15 protein-coding genes are annotated in these 15,965 nt (G+C 63.6%); 4 read left to right on the top strand and 11 right to left on the bottom strand.

Features of this window, described 5'->3' with window-relative positions; all coding sequences use genetic code 11:
* Nucleotides 1–68: 68 nt before the first annotated feature.
* The 5 genes from ACWHVV_RS16485 to dksA all read right to left on the bottom strand — a co-directional run bounded on the left by ACWHVV_RS16485 (nucleotide 69) and on the right by dksA (nucleotide 5,980).
* Complete coding sequence (locus tag ACWHVV_RS16485) at nucleotides 69–1,460, bottom strand: sigma-54-dependent transcriptional regulator (protein ID WP_447927180.1); 1,392 nt, start codon at nucleotides 1,458–1,460, stop codon at nucleotides 69–71.
* Nucleotides 1,438–4,383 carry an ATP-binding protein gene (locus ACWHVV_RS16480; RefSeq protein WP_447927179.1) on the bottom strand — a complete coding sequence of 982 codons (2,946 nt, stop codon included), beginning with the start codon at nucleotides 4,381–4,383 and terminating at the stop codon, nucleotides 1,438–1,440. Before ACWHVV_RS16480 ends, ACWHVV_RS16485 begins: the two co-directional genes overlap by 23 nt.
* On the bottom strand, nucleotides 4,373–4,549 hold the full coding sequence (locus ACWHVV_RS16475) for a hypothetical protein (protein WP_447530068.1): 177 nt from the start codon (nucleotides 4,547–4,549) through the stop codon (nucleotides 4,373–4,375). Before ACWHVV_RS16475 ends, ACWHVV_RS16480 begins: the two co-directional genes overlap by 11 nt.
* 1 nt (nucleotide 4,550) lies before the next feature.
* On the bottom strand, nucleotides 4,551–5,450 hold the full coding sequence (gene gluQRS / locus ACWHVV_RS16470) for a tRNA glutamyl-Q(34) synthetase GluQRS (protein WP_447927178.1): 900 nt from the start codon (nucleotides 5,448–5,450) through the stop codon (nucleotides 4,551–4,553).
* Between the two features lie 92 nt (nucleotides 5,451–5,542).
* Complete coding sequence (gene dksA, locus ACWHVV_RS16465; protein WP_447927177.1) at nucleotides 5,543–5,980, bottom strand: RNA polymerase-binding protein DksA; 438 nt, start codon at nucleotides 5,978–5,980, stop codon at nucleotides 5,543–5,545.
* 183 nt (nucleotides 5,981–6,163) lie between these two features.
* Here dksA and ACWHVV_RS16460 point away from each other — a divergent pair, with 183 nt between their 5' ends.
* Nucleotides 6,164–7,324 carry an aminotransferase class I/II-fold pyridoxal phosphate-dependent enzyme gene (locus ACWHVV_RS16460; protein ID WP_447927176.1) on the top strand — a complete coding sequence of 387 codons (1,161 nt, stop codon included), beginning with the start codon at nucleotides 6,164–6,166 and terminating at the stop codon, nucleotides 7,322–7,324.
* The gene (gene sfsA, locus ACWHVV_RS16455; RefSeq protein ID WP_447927175.1) at nucleotides 7,321–8,055 is read left to right on the top strand and encodes a DNA/RNA nuclease SfsA; all 735 of its coding nucleotides are present in this window, start codon (nucleotides 7,321–7,323) and stop codon (nucleotides 8,053–8,055) included. Before ACWHVV_RS16460 ends, sfsA begins: the two co-directional genes overlap by 4 nt.
* 4 nt (nucleotides 8,056–8,059) lie before the next feature.
* Here sfsA and metW read toward each other — a convergent pair whose 3' ends face one another.
* The 5 genes from metW to ACWHVV_RS16430 all read right to left on the bottom strand — a co-directional run bounded on the left by metW (nucleotide 8,060) and on the right by ACWHVV_RS16430 (nucleotide 12,144).
* Nucleotides 8,060–8,653, bottom strand: coding sequence for a methionine biosynthesis protein MetW (gene metW, locus ACWHVV_RS16450; RefSeq protein WP_447530551.1), 594 nt, complete (start codon nucleotides 8,651–8,653; stop codon nucleotides 8,060–8,062).
* Nucleotides 8,653–9,849, bottom strand: coding sequence for a homoserine O-succinyltransferase MetX (gene metX, locus ACWHVV_RS16445; protein WP_447927174.1), 1,197 nt, complete (start codon nucleotides 9,847–9,849; stop codon nucleotides 8,653–8,655). The genes metW and metX overlap by 1 nt, the downstream gene beginning before the upstream one ends.
* 51 nt (nucleotides 9,850–9,900) lie before the next feature.
* Nucleotides 9,901–10,494, bottom strand: coding sequence for a YggT family protein (locus tag ACWHVV_RS16440; protein ID WP_447530062.1), 594 nt, complete (start codon nucleotides 10,492–10,494; stop codon nucleotides 9,901–9,903).
* 54 nt (nucleotides 10,495–10,548) lie between these two features.
* A complete protein-coding gene (proC, locus tag ACWHVV_RS16435; RefSeq protein ID WP_447927173.1) occupies nucleotides 10,549–11,373 on the bottom strand; it encodes a pyrroline-5-carboxylate reductase in 825 nt (274 codons plus the stop codon).
* A 72-nt stretch (nucleotides 11,374–11,445) separates the two neighbouring features.
* A complete protein-coding gene (locus tag ACWHVV_RS16430) occupies nucleotides 11,446–12,144 on the bottom strand; it encodes a YggS family pyridoxal phosphate-dependent enzyme (RefSeq protein ID WP_447927172.1) in 699 nt (232 codons plus the stop codon).
* Nucleotides 12,145–12,177: 33 nt separating this feature from the next.
* Here ACWHVV_RS16430 and ACWHVV_RS16425 point away from each other — a divergent pair, with 33 nt between their 5' ends.
* Nucleotides 12,178–13,221, top strand: coding sequence for a type IV pilus twitching motility protein PilT (locus ACWHVV_RS16425; RefSeq protein ID WP_447530059.1), 1,044 nt, complete (start codon nucleotides 12,178–12,180; stop codon nucleotides 13,219–13,221).
* 5 nt (nucleotides 13,222–13,226) lie between these two features.
* On the opposite strand, the gene ACWHVV_RS16420 is transcribed toward ACWHVV_RS16425, so the two are convergent.
* Nucleotides 13,227–14,396: an anhydro-N-acetylmuramic acid kinase gene (locus tag ACWHVV_RS16420; RefSeq protein ID WP_447927171.1), complete on the bottom strand. Its 1,170-nt coding sequence runs from the start codon at nucleotides 14,394–14,396 to the stop codon at nucleotides 13,227–13,229.
* A 111-nt stretch (nucleotides 14,397–14,507) separates the two neighbouring features.
* On the opposite strand from ACWHVV_RS16420, the gene tyrS reads away from it, so the two are divergent.
* Nucleotides 14,508–15,704 (top strand): tyrosine--tRNA ligase, encoded by a 1,197-nt coding sequence (gene tyrS / locus ACWHVV_RS16415; protein WP_447927170.1) that lies wholly within the window; start codon nucleotides 14,508–14,510, stop codon nucleotides 15,702–15,704.
* The last annotated feature ends 261 nt before the right edge of the window (nucleotides 15,705–15,965 follow it).

Genomic DNA, 15,965 nt, shown 5'->3' with positions numbered 1-15,965 from the left:
CACTTTTTTAAATATTTTTTATTGAAATCAGGATATTAGACGTTAGTCGTAGGGCGCGGTGCGTGGCATCAAGGCGTGGAGGTATCGCCCCCCACTCCTGGGCGCTTGGCGGTCTTTTTACGCGGAATACCCAGCCGCTGGCGCCGTTCCCAGAGGTTTTTACGGCTAATGCCCAATTTTTGTGCAAGCTCGGTTTCGCTCATCTGATCCTGGTGCTCGAGCACGAAATGCTGAAAGTAATCCTCCAGCGACAGATCCTCTTCGTCTTCGAACGACTCTTTCGCTTCGGACGTTGCACTGGGCGCCGGGCGGTGAGGTACCGGCCCCAGCCCTAAGTCGTCAGGGTGGATCAGGTGGCCCTCGGCGAGAATCACACCGCGCTCGAGCGCGTTTTCGAGCTCGCGCACGTTGCCAGGCCAGGGGTAGTCCTGCACATCCTGACGCGCGGCGCGCGAAAGGCGAAGACCTGGCCGGTCGTGGCGCTGGCAGGCTTTCTCCAGCAGGATGTCGGCGATTTTCAAAACGTCCTCGTCACGCTCGCGAAGCGGCGGCAGGGCGATCTGCATGACGTTGAGGCGATAATAAAGATCCAGGCGGAACTCACCGCTTTTGGAAAGCGCGCGCAGGTCCCGGTGGGTCGCGGTAATCAGGCGGACGTTCACGTGACGGGTTTCCACGGAGCCGATCTTGCGGATTTCGCCTTCTTGCAGCACGCGCAGAAGCCTTGCCTGGGCATCCAGCGGAAGTTCGCCGATCTCGTCGAGAAACAGCGTACCGCCGTCGGCGGCTTCTACCAGCCCGGTGCGAGCGGCACTTGCGCCGGTGAAGGCGCCTTTTTCGTGGCCGAAAAGTTCGGACTCGATCAGCGTTTCCGGGATCGCCGCGCAGTTGACGCAAATAAGCGGGGCCGCCGCGCGCTTACTCTGCTGATGAAGCGCCCGCGCCACCAGCTCCTTGCCGGTGCCGGACTCGCCCTGGATCAGCACGCTGACATCCGCCGGAGCGGTTTTACGAATCCGGGTGTACACCTGCTGCATGGCGGCGCAGTCGCCGATCATGATTTGGCGGGTGCCGCCTTCGTCGGTAATCGCCGGGGCGCTGCCGGCCGCCATGGCGCGCTTGTGCAAAATGCCCTCGACGGTTTCCAGCAGCTCGTCGTGATCGAAGGGTTTGGCGACGTAGTCCACTGCGCCCAGCTTCAATGCCTCGATCGCCGAGCGCATGCTGGCGTAGCTGGTCATGACCAGCACCGGCGCCGGGGCGGCGGCTTCGATCAGCGCGGTGCCCGGCTCGCCCGGCAGGCGCAGGTCGCTGATGATGAGATCGAACTCGGCAAGCGCCAGCGTTGCCGTCTCCTCGACGCTGGCCGCCTCGACGACCTCGTAGTGGCTGCGCTCGAGTAGGCGCTTGAGAGCGCTGCGAATAATCGCTTCATCTTCAACAATCAGTATCCTGGCCATTTAGGGGTCGATCATCCTGTTGGTAAAGCGGCAGCCAAAGCGTAATGGCGGTACCGCACGATTGTCCGCTCGGGGGCGAGGCGCATTCGATTCGGCCCTGGTGCTCGTTGATAATCTGGTACGCCACCGAAAGCCCGAGCCCGGTGCCTTCTCCCGGTGCCTTGGTGGTGGTGAAGGGCTCGAACAGGTGATCCTTCACGCTTTCCGCGATACCTTCGCCGTTATCCGTGACGCGCCACCAGGCCTGCCCGGCCTGCTCGCCGGCGTCGATTAAAACCTCGCCCGGCCCCTGGCAGGCGTCGCGCGCGTTGCCCAGAAGGTTCACCATCACCTGGGTCAAGCGCTGGGCGTCGCCCTGAACGGTGAGGTGCGCCGGGCAGGCGTTGTCAAAGCTAACATCCTCGCCCGACCGGGCCAGGTGGATCAAGTGTAGCGCGTCGTCGCTGATATGGCGGAGCACGACGCGCTCTGCCGGGGGCGGCAATGACTGGCGCCCGCCGTGGGCAAAGCCCACCAGCGAATTGACGATTTTAGTCACCCGCTGGGTCAGCTCCTGGATGTGATCGGCGGTTTCCAGCAATGCCGGGTCGCTGGTATCGAAACGCAGGTTTTGGGCAAGCGATGAAATCCCCGTGATCGGGTTGCCGATCTCGTGGGCCACCCCGGCGGCCAGTTGGCCGATCGAGGCCAGACGCGCGGCGTGCACCAGCTCCTCTTCGAGCCACTTCATCTCGCTGTGGTCCTCGACCAGGATCACGCTACCGCCGCGGCTATCGAGCCCGCTCAGCGCGGCCTGGTGCAGGGTCAGGAAGTAGTCCCTGCCGTGCAGGCACACCGGTTGCTTGTAAAGCGGGCCGCCTGGCGCGTGCTGCGCGCTTTTCAATAGCTCGGGCCAGGGCGCGGGGAGGCTGTCGCGGTGCGCGCCGATCACACTCTCGCCGCTAATGCCGGATAGCTCGGAAAGCGCCTGGTTCCACATGGTCAGCTCGTCGTCATCACCCAGTACGCAAAGCCCGACCGGAAGGTAAGCCAGGGTCTGGCGGTGGTGGCGGCGCAGCCCGTCGAGCTCCCGGGCGAGGCCGGTGAGCCGGGAGCGATAGGCCTCAAGGCGGCTCTCCACGAAGTGGATATCGTCGGTCACCGGCGCGTCGTCGTGGCGATAGGGCAGGTAGCGGTCGACGATGTCGCGGGCAACAGAGGGGCCCATTAGCCCGGAAAGGTTCGCCTGGAGCCGGTCGCGCAGCCGGCGCAGCGCGTAGGGCCGGCGCTCCTCGGGGCCCAGGTTGAGCGCTTTCATTGCCCGGGCCACTTCGCGTTCGGCGGCCTCGTCGCCCAGCGCCTGGGCCAGGTGGGTGTGAAAATCCCCCGGGGTGGCGGCTTCCAGCGGCAGGCGCTTGGAGCGGATCACCGCATCGACCGAGCACGCCTCCGCGGCGCTCTGTTCGCCTTCCGAGGTGCGGGTGAAAAGCGAGATGACGATCAACAGCACGATATTGACTGAAAGCGATATCAGCGTGGTGGTGTACCAGTCCGGGGCGCCCGGCGGCATCATGTCGACGAACGGAAGGCTGGGCAGCGAGGTAGAGAGCAACAGCGGCAGCCAAAGCCCCCAAAGCCATATCAGCGCGCCGCCGATAAGACCGGCCACCATGCCGTTACGGTTGGCGCCGGGCCAGTAAAGAAGCGCGAGCATTCCCGGTAAGCACTGGGCGATGCCGACAAAGGCGGCGAGCCCCAGGTCTGTGAGGGTGTGGTGGCGGCTGATGCCTTCGGCAAACAGCCAGCCGCTGGCCACGACGGCCACGACCAGCGCGCGGCGTAGCCATAAAAGCCAACCATAAAGATTACTGCGCGCCTCCGGCGGGCGGGCGACCAGCACCACGTGGTTGAGCACCATGCCCGATAGCGCAATGGCCATCACCGCCATGGTGCCGCTGGCCGCGGCCAGGCCCGCCAAAAAGGCCAGCGCCCCGACCCACCAATGGGTGGAGAGCTGATAGGCGGCGTAGGCGGTCAATGAAAGATCGCCCCCCAGCGACTGCGCCGCCCACCAGATCAGCGGGATGGGAAGCGCCATCAGCAGCAAGAACAGCGGCAGCGTCCAGCTCGCCTGTAAGAGCGTATGCCGCGAGAGATTCTCGGCAAAGGTGATTTGAAAAAGATGCGGCATCATGAAAGCGGCGGCGAAAAACAGCAGCAGCAGCGTACGCCACTGGGCGGGGTCCAGCCTGGGCGTGGCCGCCTGGGCAACGAGCCCGGGGCCGTCGAGCCACTGCTGCAAATCCTGGGGGCCGCTGAACACCCACCAAAGGGCGATGGCGCCGAGCGCAAGCATCGCCAACAGTTTGATGAGCGCCTCGAGGGCGAGCATGCTCAAAAGCGTGTCGTGGCGGTGCTGATGGCGGTGACGAGCGCCGCAAAGAATGGCGCCCAGCGCGATGATGGCGCAAAAAAGCAGCGTTGCGACGTCGCTGTAGCGGCTATGGGTCAAGTGAAAGACCGCATCGCTCAGGGTTTTGACCTGAATACCCAAAAGCGGCAGTACCGCCAAAAGACTTAACAGGGTGACCAGGGTGCCCACCCAGCGCGAGCGAAAGCGAAACGCGAACAAATCGGCAAGCGAAGAGAGCTGGTAGGTGCGGGTGATGCGCTGAATGGGCACCAGCAGCACCGGCGCGAGCAAAAACGCCCCGGCCGCGCCCAGGTAGTAGGCCAGGTAGCCAAAGCCCGCCTCGGCGGCAAGCTCGAGGCTGGCGTACACCGCCCAGGCGCTGGCATAGATGCCCAGCGCCAGCGTGTAGACCAGCGGGTGGCGGGTCAGGCGTACCGGAATGAGCCCCCGTTCGACCGCTACGCCGACGCCCAGTAGCAGGCCAAAATAGCCAAGCCCCAGGGCGATGACGCCGACTAGTTCAACGCTCATCCAGCTTCCTTTTTTGCTCGAGCCATAGGGTCAGCGCGATCAGCCCGCCCCAGATCAAAAACGGGCGGTACCACACCGTCCCCGGCTCGCTCCAGCCGCCCATCAACACCGGCGAAAGCAGGTAGCCGCCGAACACCAGAAAAAGCAGAATACGGTAGACGTACATATCAGTGCTCTTCCGGCATGGGCCGCTCGACGTTGGGCACCAGCCGCGCCGGCTGCCAGTGGGCGATGGCCCAGGTAAGCTGCTGATCGGGCGGGGCGCTTTGAAGCGCGCTCGGCGGGGCCTGGTCCAGCGCGACCAGTGCCTGGTAAAGCTGGCGGCGAACGGCATCGGGTTCATCCGCCAGCGCTGGCGCCAGGTTCTGTTTGGAGAGCTTTTGTCCCGCCGCGCTCATCACCAGCGGTAAGTGCAGGTAGCGTGGGGCCGGGTAGCCAAGCGCGGTTTGCAGTTGGCCCTGCCAGGGGGTGTTGTCGAGCAGGTCGTGGCCGCGCACGATATCGGTCATGTTTTGGTCGAAGTCGTCCACCACCACGGCGAGCTGGTACGCCCAAAGGTGATCCTTACGCTTCAATACGACGTCGCCAAGTGCGGCCGGGTCGAAACACTGCTCGCCGAATAAGCGGTCGTGCCAGCGAACGGGGCGCCTGGCGATATCGCTGCGCAGCCGCCAGGCGACGGGCTTGCCCGGGTCGCTCACGCCCTGGCGGCACCAGCCGGGGTAGATCGAGTAGTCCTGCCACTGCTTGCGCGAACAGCTGCAGGGGTAGGCAAGGCCTTGCTCGGCGAGGTTATCCAGAGCGTGCTGGTAGCGCGCGAGCCGGCTACTTTGCCAGACGACGTCGCCGTCCCAGTGAAGCCCAAAGGCTTCGAGCTGGCGCAAAATGGTGGTGTCGGTGCCTTGTGGACAGCGCGGGGGGTCGAGGTCTTCGATCCGCACGTGCCACTCGCCCTTTTGGGCGCGGGCGTCCAGGTAGCTGCCGAGGGCGGCCACTAGCGAGCCAAAATGCAGCGGACCGGAAGGCGTGGGCGCAAAGCGGCCCCGATAGCGAACGGTGTTGGTCATAAAGCCCATCATGAGCCAGGTGGAAACGCTCGGCAAGACACAAAAACGGGCACTCGCGGTGCCCGATTAGAGGGGGTAGAGCCCCGGCGTGATTATCCGCCCAGCTGTTTTTCTTTCAGCTCGGCCAGGGTTTTGCAGTCCACGCAAAGCGTGGCGGTGGGGCGCGCTTCCAAACGACGAATACCGATTTCGACGCCGCACGCTTCGCAGAAGCCATAGTCGTCTTCATCGATGTTCTCGATGGTTTCGTTGATCTTCTTTAAAAGCTTGCGCTCGCGGTCCCGGGTACGCAGTTCCAGGCTGAAGCCCTCTTCCTGGGTTGCCCGGTCGGCGGGGTCGGCGTAGTTATTGGCGTCTTCTTGAAGGTGGCGCACGGTGCGGTCCACCTCTTCCATGAGGTCCTGCTTCCAATTGAGGAGTAGCTGGCGAAAGTGCGCAAGCTGCTTGGCGTTCATGTACTCTTCACCCGGTGCCGGCTCGTACGGGGTGAAGGATGTGGACGCTTCCGGTTTCTGTTCCGCTACTGACATGGGAGTGCCCCTTACTCAAGTGACTGCTGATCGACCGTGACAACGCCACGATTTCACGTCAAAGGGATGCTTGTTTAGCGGAAAATTGGCCGCTATGCAAGTATTATAGGGTGCCTAAGACGTTAGTCTAATTGTCGCCCGGGGCCGAATAAAATCAAACGATCGAATGAACAAGGAGTTTGAATGGGTTGGAATCCACGCCTTGACCAGGTGGCCCCTTTTCGCGTGATGCACCTGTTGGAAATGGCCCAGGCGCGCGAAGCCCAGGGCTTTGACGTCATTCATTTGGAGGTGGGCGAGCCGGACTTCGCAACGCCGGCGCCGATCATCGCCGCCGGCCAACGAGCGCTCGCCGATGGCAAGACCCGCTACACGCCAGCGGCAGGCCTTCCCGCGCTGCGTGAGGCGATCAGCGGCCACTACTTCGATCACTTTGGCGCCGAGGTCGACCCCGCGCGCATTATCGTCACCCCCGGCGCCTCCGGGGCCTTGATGCTGGCAAGCCAACTATTGGTCAGCGAAGGCGACCGGGTGCTGATGGCCGACCCCAACTACCCCTGCAATCGCCACTTCATGGCGCTGGCCGGCGCCGAGGTCGACGTAGTGCCGGTGGGGCGTGAAACCGGCTGGCAGCTCGACGCCGCTTTGATCGAGAAGCACTGGCAGCCAGCTACGCGCCTTGCCATGCTCGCCTCCCCCTCCAACCCGACCGGGCATACCTTGAGCCGCGCCGGGCTTGCCGGCGTGTGCGAAGCCGTGGCGGCCCGGGGCGGCGAGCTTTTGGTCGACGAAATCTACCAGGGGCTCAACTTCGACGACGCGCCGCTTTCCACCACCGCGCTCTCGAAGGAGGCCTTCGTGGTCAACAGCTTCTCGAAGTACTTCGGCATGACCGGTTGGCGCCTGGGCTGGCTGGTGGCGCCGGAGCGCGCGGTGGAACCCTTGACGCGACTTGCCCAGAACGTTTTTCTCGCCGCGGCCACGCCCTCCCAGCACGCGGCACTGGCCGCCTTCACGCCGGAGTGCCTTGCAGAGCTCGAAAGCCGCCGGGTGACCCTGAAAGAGCGCCGCCAGGTGCTGCTCGATGGCCTTTTCGATCTTGGGCTGGCGCCGGACGTTGCGCCCCAGGGGGCGTTCTACGTCTGGCTGGATATCTCGCGCTACAGCCGTGACAGCCAGGCGTTTTGCGAGCGGCTGCTGGTCGAAGAAAACGTAGCCATCACGCCAGGCGTCGATTTCGCGGTACACGGAGGCGAGCATTTCGTGCGCATCGCCTTCACCAGTGACGTGGCCCGCCTGCAGGAGGCACTGGTGCGCCTGGCGCGCTTTGTCAGCCGGCTATGATCACCTACGAAAGCGCCCTGGTGCCGGGCATACTGCTGCGCCGCTACAAACGCTTTTTGGCCGATGTGCGCCTCGATGACGGCCGCGAGGTCATCGCGCACTGTCCCAATACCGGCTCGATGAAAAGCGTCAACGTGCCCGGGTGCCGGGTGTGGCTCTCCCAAAGCGACAACCCCAAACGCAAGCTCGCCTGGACCTGGGAGCTGATCGAACTGCCCGGCCTGGCTGGCCAGGTGGAGCTCGCCTCGATTCATACCGGGCGCGCCAACCGCATCGTCGAAACGGCGCTTGCGGCGGGCAAGCTCGAAGCGCTGGCCGGCTATGCCCGGTTTCGCCGCGAGGTCACGGTAGAAGGGTCGCGGCTCGACTTTCTGCTCGAGGATGATGAAAGCCAGCGCCGCGCCTATATCGAGGTCAAGCAGGTCACGCTGATGGAAGACGATGGCCACGGCTACTTCCCCGCCTCAGTCAGCACGCGGGGTCTCAAGCATCTGCAGGCGCTCGAGGCGCTGGCGCGCCAGGGCGAGCGGGCGGTGTTGGTATTCTGCGGCGCCCGCGAGGGCATTTTCGATGTCGGCCCGGCCAGCCACATCGACCCGGCCTACGCCGCGGGCCTTGAAGCCGCGGTGGCCCAGGGGGTGGAAGTGCTGGCCTACGGTATCGGGGTGGGCTGGGAGGCGGGCGCGCCAATCAGTATCGGCATCGAGCGCGCCCTGACGGTCCGCCTTTGAGCAGCTAGCGGCGGCGCACGCGAAAAATCGCGATTTCGCCGAACAGGTTGGGCCACCAGCGCGAGGTCCAATGGCCGCGATGTTCGCCCACGCCCACGGCACGGTCGACGATCACCAGCCCCTTCTCGCGGCAGAGCTGCTCGAAGTCGTTGAAGGTGGAAAGATGGATGTTGGGCGTGTCGTACCAGGCGTGGGGCAACGACTTGGACACCGGCATGTAGCCGCGCAGGCCCAGGTACACCCGGTGGCGCCAGTAGGCGAAGTTGGGGAAGGTGATGATGCCCTCGTCCGCCACTCGCAGCATCTCGTCGAGCATCTTGTCCGGGCGGCGCAGCGCCTGTAGCGCCTGGGTCATGATCACCTGGTCGTAGCGTTGATCGCCGAAGTTGCCGAGCCCATCGTCCAGGTTGTGTTCGATGACCGAGACCCCGCGCGCCACGCACTGGGTAATGCCCGCCGGGTCGATCTCCAAACCGTAGCCGGTGACGTTTTTCTGCTGGGAGAGGCGCTCCAAAAGGGCGCCATCGCCGCAGGCAAGATCCAGCACGTGGGCGCCTTCGGGCACCCAGTCAAAAATCAGCTCGAGGTCGGTGCGCATCATGCCGGGCTCTCCCCGCGGGTGTCTGAAAGGCCAAGGCTTTGCGCCGAGCGCTCCATGAAGGCGCTAAACAGCGCCTCGTAGCGCGGCTCCGGCAGCAGGAAGGCATCGTGGCCGTGGGGGGATTCGATATTGGCGTAGCTGACCGGTTTACCCGCCCGAATCAACGCATCGACCAGCTCTCGGGAGCGTGAAGGCGGAAAGCGCCAGTCCGTGGTGAAGCTTACGATGAGAAACGGACACTGGGCCGGGGCGAGCGCAGAGGCGAGGTCGCCGCCGTGCAGCGCCGACGGGTCGAAGTAATCCAGCGCCTTGGTCATCAGGAGATACGTGTTGGCATCGAAGGCGGTGGAGAAGGCGTCGCCCTGGTAGCGAAGGTAGGACTCCACCTGGAACTCCACGTCGAAGCCGAAGTTCAGGTCGTCGGTTCGCAGGTCGCGGCCGAACTTGCTGCCCATGGCGTCTTCCGACAGATACGTGATATGGCCCACCATGCGCGCGAGCTTCAAACCGCGCTTGGGCACCGTATTCTGTTCGGCGTACCAGCCCTCATGAAATTCCGGATCGGAGCGGATCGCCTGGCGGGCGACCTCGTTGAAGGCGATGTTCTGCGCCGAAAGGCGCGGGGTCGCGGCAATCACCACCGCATTGGCGACCCGTTCGGGATGCGTGATCGTCCACTGCAGCACCTGCATGCCGCCCAGGCTTCCGCCCACGGCCGCCGCCCAGCGTTCGATGCCCAAATGGTCAGCCAGCCGCGCCTGACTGGCCACCCAGTCGATGACCGTGATCACGGGAAAATCCGGCCCCCACTGGCGGCCGGTGGCCGGGTTGTGGCTTACCGGCCCGGTGCTGCCGTGACAGCCGCCCAGGTTATTCAGCGAGACGACGAAGAAACGGTCGGTGTCGATCGATTTGCCCGGGCCGATATGAGCGTCCCACCAGCCGGGTTTGGTATCGTCGGGATGGTGATACCCCGCCGCGTGGTGGTGGCCCGACAGCGCATGGCAGATCAGCACGGCGTTGCTGCGCTCGGCGTTGAGCGTGCCGTAGGTCTCATAAATCAGCTCGTATTCGGGCAGCACCTTGCCGCAGGCAAGCGCCAAGGGGGTGTCGAAACGAGCAACGTGGGGCGTAACCGTCCCGACGGAGTCCGCCGGGTGGTCAGGTGTTGGCCGCGTGTCTGGATCAGGCATTGAAAACGGTAATCCTGCTAAAAAGTCGATAACGGCGCGCGTGACGCGCGCTTAAAGCCCGACCAGCGCGCCCGGCGCACCCGCCTGGCGAATCAGCGAGCCCACGACCAGCGCGTCGATCAGGTTGATGGCGATAAACACCACGATCGGGGAAAGGTCGATCATGCCAAGCGGCGGAATCACTTTACGCACCGGCGCCATGATCGGCTCGACCAGTTGCATGACCAGCAGTGCGCCCGGATGACTTGCGTTGGGAGCGACCCAGCTCAGAATGATCATTACGATCAGGGCGAAGAAGTAGATCTTCAAAATGGCGTTGGCGAGCGCGGCGACCCCGGCGATCACCAGTTGCACCACCGGCGGCATGCCGAAGCCGATGAGCATCAAAAGGGCGATGATGCTGACCACCTTGAGCACGAAGGCCGCCGCCAGGGTGGCAAGATCAAAGCGCCCAGCGACCGGGCCTAGAAAGCTCTGGAACGGCCCGACCACGGGTTGGGTAATTTTGACCACCGACTGGCTCAGCGGGTTGTAGTAATCCGCGCGTGAGGCCTGCAGCAAAAAACGCAGCATTAGTATGAATAAATAGATGTTGATGAGGGTGTTGACTAGCGTTAACCCGGCGCTACCCATTTGGCTGCCCATTGCTTGCGTCTCCGTTGCGTTAAATCGTGCTGAATGTTGGGGTGAGCGTTTGGCTCAGTGGCCGCGCAGCTCTTTGGCCATTTCGCTGGCGCGCTCGGCGCAGGCCTGCATGGCGCTCGCCATCGTGTCACGAAGTCCAGCGGACTCCAGGTGCTCGATCGCCCGCTCGGTGGTGCCGCCAGGTGACATGACGTTGCGCTTGAGTGTGGCCGGGTCGTGTTCGCTTTGCCGGGCCATGGTCGCCGCGCCCAGCGCGGTTTGAATCGCCAGACGCCGCGCGGTCGCCGCAGGCAGGCCCTGGGCGACGCCCGCCTCTTCCATCGCCTCGAACATCAAAAAGAAGTACGCCGGCGCACTGCCGGAAACGGCGGTCACCGCATCGAGCAGCGCTTCGTCCTCGACCCACTCGACGATCCCGACCGCTTCCATCAGCTCGCCCGCCAACGTGCGCTGGGCATCGGACACGCCGCGGTTGGCGTAAAGACCGCTGGCGCCAACGCCCACCAGCGAAGGCGTATTGGGCATGCAGCGCACAAGGGCGGTGTTGCCGCCCAGCCACGCATCGATTGTAGCGGCTTCGAGGCCAGCGGCAATCGAAATGACCAGCGGCGCTTGTGCCCGAAGGGTGTCGGCAAGCTCGGCGCAAACGTTTTGCATGATTTGCGGTTTGACCGCCAGAATCACCACGTCGGCATTTTGGATCGCCTTGCCGTTGTCGGTATGGGTGTGGATGCCCATTGCGTCGCGAAGCGGGGTTAGCGCCTGCTCGGTAGGGGCGGTGGCGGTAATGTGCGTGGCGCTGACGCCGCTTTCGATGAGCCCGCCGATAATCGCCTTGGCCATGTTGCCCGCGCCGATGAAGGTAATGTTGTTCGCCATGGGAAATCCCTTGTTAAAAATGTACCGCCAGTGGCGGGGTCGTCGGTTGAGCGCGTGCGGGCGCCTGGCGTGTTAATCCCGGGCGCCGAAAATCGCGCTGCCCAGGCGCACCAGGGTCGCGCCTTCCTGCACTGCCGCCTCGAGATCGTCGCTCATCCCCATCGAAAGCGTATCCAGCGGTGCGTCGGGGAGCGCTGTTTGCAGCTCGGCGAGCAGCGCAGCCAGGGCGGCAAAGGGCGCGCGCTGGTGCTCGAGGTCCTCTGCCGGGGCGGGGATCGCCATTAGCCCGCGCAGGGCAAGCCCGGGCAGGGCAACGATCTCCTCGGCCAGGGGCTGCACCATCTCCGGCGCAAGCCCTGATTTGCTCGCTTCACCGCTGATGTTCACCTGCAGGCAGACATTGAGCGGGGGCAGGTGCGCGGGGCGGTAATCGCTCAAGCGCTTGGCGATCTTGATGCGCTCCACGCTGTGCATCCAGGCGAAGTGTTCCGCCACCGCGCGGGCCTTGTTGGACTGAAGCGGGCCGATGAAATGCCACTCGATATCGTCCAGATCACTTAGCTCGCGCTGCTTGTCCAGCGCCTCCTGCAGGTAGTTTTCGCCAAAGGCGCGCTGACCAAGCTGCCACGCCTGGCGAATCGTCGCGGCCGGCTTGGTCTTGCTGACGGCCAGCAGGCGGGCGCTATCTGCGGGGCGGGCCGCGGCGTCAAGCGCGTGCTCTAAACGCATGCGGGCCTTGGCAAGGGATTCGGAAAGCGCGATCTCTGTCATACTGAATTACCTTAACACCGCCAGGGAAGAGAGATGGATATTACCGAACTGCTGGCATTCTCGGCAAAGCAGAATGCCTCGGACCTGCATCTGAGCGCCGGTTTGCCGCCGATGATTCGCGTCGATGGCGATATCCATCGCCTCAACGTGCCCGCCATGGGCCACGAAGAGGTCATCGCGCTGATCCACGCCATCATGAACGAGCGCCAGCGCCAGGAGTATGCCGAGCACCTGGAAATCGATTTTTCCTACTCGCTGCCCGATGTCGCCCGCTTTCGTGTCAACGCCTTTACTCAGGCCCGGGGCGCCGGGGCGGTGTTTCGTACCATTCCAGGCGAGGTGCTCTCCATGAAAGCACTGGGCCTGGGTGACGTGTTCGAGCGTTTGGCGATGCTTCCCAGGGGGCTCGTACTGGTCACTGGCCCGACCGGCTCGGGCAAGAGCACGACGCTCGCCGCACTGATCGACTACATCAATCAGTACCGCTTCGAGCATATACTTACCATCGAGGACCCGGTGGAGTTCGTGCACGATAGCAAGCGCTGTTTGATCAATCAGCGCGAAGTGCACCGCGACACTCACAGCTTCGCCAACGCGTTGAGAAGCGCGCTACGCGAGGACCCGGACGTCATCATGGTGGGGGAGCTTCGCGATCTCGAGACCATTCGCCTGGCGCTGACCGCCGCGGAAACCGGCCACCTGGTGTTTGCCACGCTGCATACCACCTCGGCGGCGAAAACCATCGACCGTATCATCGACGTTTTTCCCGGCGAAGAGAAATCCATGGTCCGCTCGATGCTGTCCGAATCGCTGCAAGCGGTGGTCGCGCAGACGCTGCTCAAACGCGAAGGCGGCGGGCGCGTGGCCGCTCACGAGATCCTGATTGCCACCTCGGCGGTGCGTAACCTCATCCGCGAGGACAAGGTGGCGCAGATCTACTCGGCGATGCAGACCGGGGTGAACCTGGGCATGCAAACCCTCAACGCCTCGCTTTTGAAGCTGGTCAACGAGGGCGCGGTGAGCTTCGATGAAGCCCAGTCCCGCGCTCAAGGCGCACTTACGCCCCCTCGGGAGTAAGCCTTTCAAGGGGCGTACACGCCGCCCAATACCCGTGGGCCCCGGGCGCCGGTGACCGAGGCCAGGTTGCCGGGCAGGCCTTCCAGACGCTGGTGGGCTAGCCAGCCAAAGGCGCCGGCTTCGATCCAGTCCTCTGGCCAGCCATAGGCGGCGGGCGAGGTCAGCACTGCGTTGGGCAGGTGGTGGGCAAGCCTGGCCATCAGGTGTGCATTATGGGCGCCGCCGCCGCCGGTAATCAGGGTAAGCGGCGCGGCCGACGGTAAAAGCTTATCGATCGCCCCGGCAACGCTTACGGCGGTGAGCTCGGCAAGCGTTGCCTGCACATCCGCCGCGTCCTCCTCGCCGGTTAGCTTTGCAAGCAACCACTCGGTATGAAACAGCTCCCGCCCGGTGCTGCGCGGCGGGGTCAGCACAAAAAAGGGCTCGTCGAGCAACCGGGCCAGCAGTGCCGGGTCGATTCGGCCGCTTTTCGCCCAGCCGCCGTCTTTATCGAAGCGCGCGGTTGGGTGTTGGGCGTGGCGGGTAAACCAGGCGTCCATCAGCACGTTGGCAGGGCCGGTGTCGAAGCCTAAAACGGGCTTTTCCGGCGCGGCGGGCAGCCAGGTGACGTTGGCAATGCCGCCCAGGTTGAGCACGAGCTGCTCTTCCCCCGCCGTTTGAAAAAGCGCCTGGTGAAACGCCGGGGCGAGCGGCGCGGCCTGGCCGCCGGCGGCCAAATCGCGTCGGCGAAAATCCGCCACCACGCTCATGCCCGTCAGTTCTGCTAAAAGACTTGGGTTGTCCAACTGGTGTGTATAAGCCGGCCCCCCTGCATGGCCTTCGGGGGCATGCTCGATGGTTTGGCCGTGGCTGCCGATGGCGCGAATCTCGCCAGGCGTTCGGCCCGCTTTTTCCAGCAGCGCCTTTACGGCCCAGGCCTGGAGCGCGCAAAACTGCTCCTCGGCGGCGGCGAGCTCGGAAAAGCGTGTGTGCTCGGCGTGGCACAGCGTTAAAAGTGCCTGACGCAGCGGTTCGGGCATCGGCTCGGCGTGAGTGTCCAGCAGTTTGGGGGCGCCGGAAGGCGATATGGCGACCAGGGCGGCGTCGATACCGTCGAGGCTAGTGCCGGACATCAGCCCTATATAGAGGGGTGTATCGGGATGGTGCGATGTAGCGGGTGCGAGAGACGTCGTCATTAGCGTTTCCAAAGCGGTGAAGGCTCAACCGTGGCCGATTGGCATGGTAACATTGCCGGTTGTTTATCATCTGTTGCCCCTACCGGGCAAAGCTTAAAGTGGAGAGAGGCAATGAGTGAGGTGGATCAGGCGCTAGCGCTACTATCGCGCGGTACGCACGAAATCCTGATAGAGGACGAGTTAAAGCAGAAGCTCGCGTCAGGGCGCAAGCTGCGTATCAAGGCGGGCTTCGACCCCACCGCGCCTGATTTGCACCTGGGCCACAGCGTACTGCTCACCAAGATGCGTCAGTTCCAGGACCTGGGCCACACGGTCATTTTCCTGATCGGCGACTTCACCGGGCGCATCGGCGACCCGACGGGCAAGAACGTGACCCGTAAGCCGCTCACCGAGGAAGACGTCAAGGCCAACGCCGAGACCTATAAAGAGCAGGTCTTCAAGATTCTCGATCCCGAAAAGACCGAGGTGCGCTTCAACGCCGAGTGGTTCGGCGAGATGAGTGCGGCAAAGATGATCGAGCTGGCCGCGCAAAGCACCGTGGCGCGTATGCTCGAGCGCGATGATTTCGAGAAGCGCTACAAGGCCAATCAGTCCATCGCGATTCACGAATTCCTCTACCCGCTGGTGCAGGGCTACGACTCGGTAGCGCTGGAAGCCGACGTGGAGCTTGGCGGCACCGACCAGAAGTTCAACCTGTTGATGGGCCGCGAGATTCAAAAGCACTTCGGCCAGGAGCCTCAGGTGGTCATCACCATGCCGCTGCTCGAAGGCCTCGACGGCGTGCAGAAGATGTCCAAGTCACTGGGCAACTACGTCGGCGTCGATGAGTCGCCAGGCTCGATGTTCAACAAGCTGGTCTCGATGCCGGACAGTTTGATGTGGCGCTACTTCGAGCTCTTGTCGCTCAAATCCAACGAAGAGTTGGACGCTATCAAGCAAAGCGTCGAGCAGGGCGCTAACCCGCGCGATATTAAAATGGAGCTGGCCCGCGAGCTGATCGCCCGCTACCACGGCGAGGAAGCCGCGGCCAACGCCCACAAGTCCGCCGGTAACCAGCTGGCCGATGGCGAGCTGCCCGAGGACCTGCCGGAAGTAGAGGTCGACTTCGAGGGTGGCGAAGCGCCGATCGCCAGCGTGCTCACCCGCGCGGGGCTGACCAAAAACAGCGCCCAGGCCAAGGACATGCTCAAAAACGGCAGCGTTAAAGTCGATGGCGAGGCAGTGGCGCCGAGCACCATGTTATCCACGGGCAAGGCCTACGTTATCCAGGCGGGCAAGAAGCGTTACGCGCGTGTGACGCTAAAGTGATCGTTTTTTGAAAAAGCCCTTGCACTCCCGGCAGTGAATCCGTAAAGTACGCATCCGCTGCCGGGGACGCAAGGCGTTGCCAGCGGTGGATGAGAGTGAAAACTCTCGGTTTGTCAGGAAGTTAGCGGTTTTTTGTTCGCTCGCTTCAGTCGCCAAAATCGGCGGTTGACAAGCTTCAGGAAATGCGTAGAATACGCCTTCCTCGCTACGGCAACCGGCTCAGGTCATCGAGTCAAGTATTAGCCGAAGCGAAACCGCTCT

The sequence above is a fragment of the Vreelandella sp. EE27 genome (assembly GCF_968206495.1).
The sequence above is the reverse complement of the archived record's forward strand: the minus strand, read 5'-3'. Positions and strand labels throughout refer to the sequence as shown.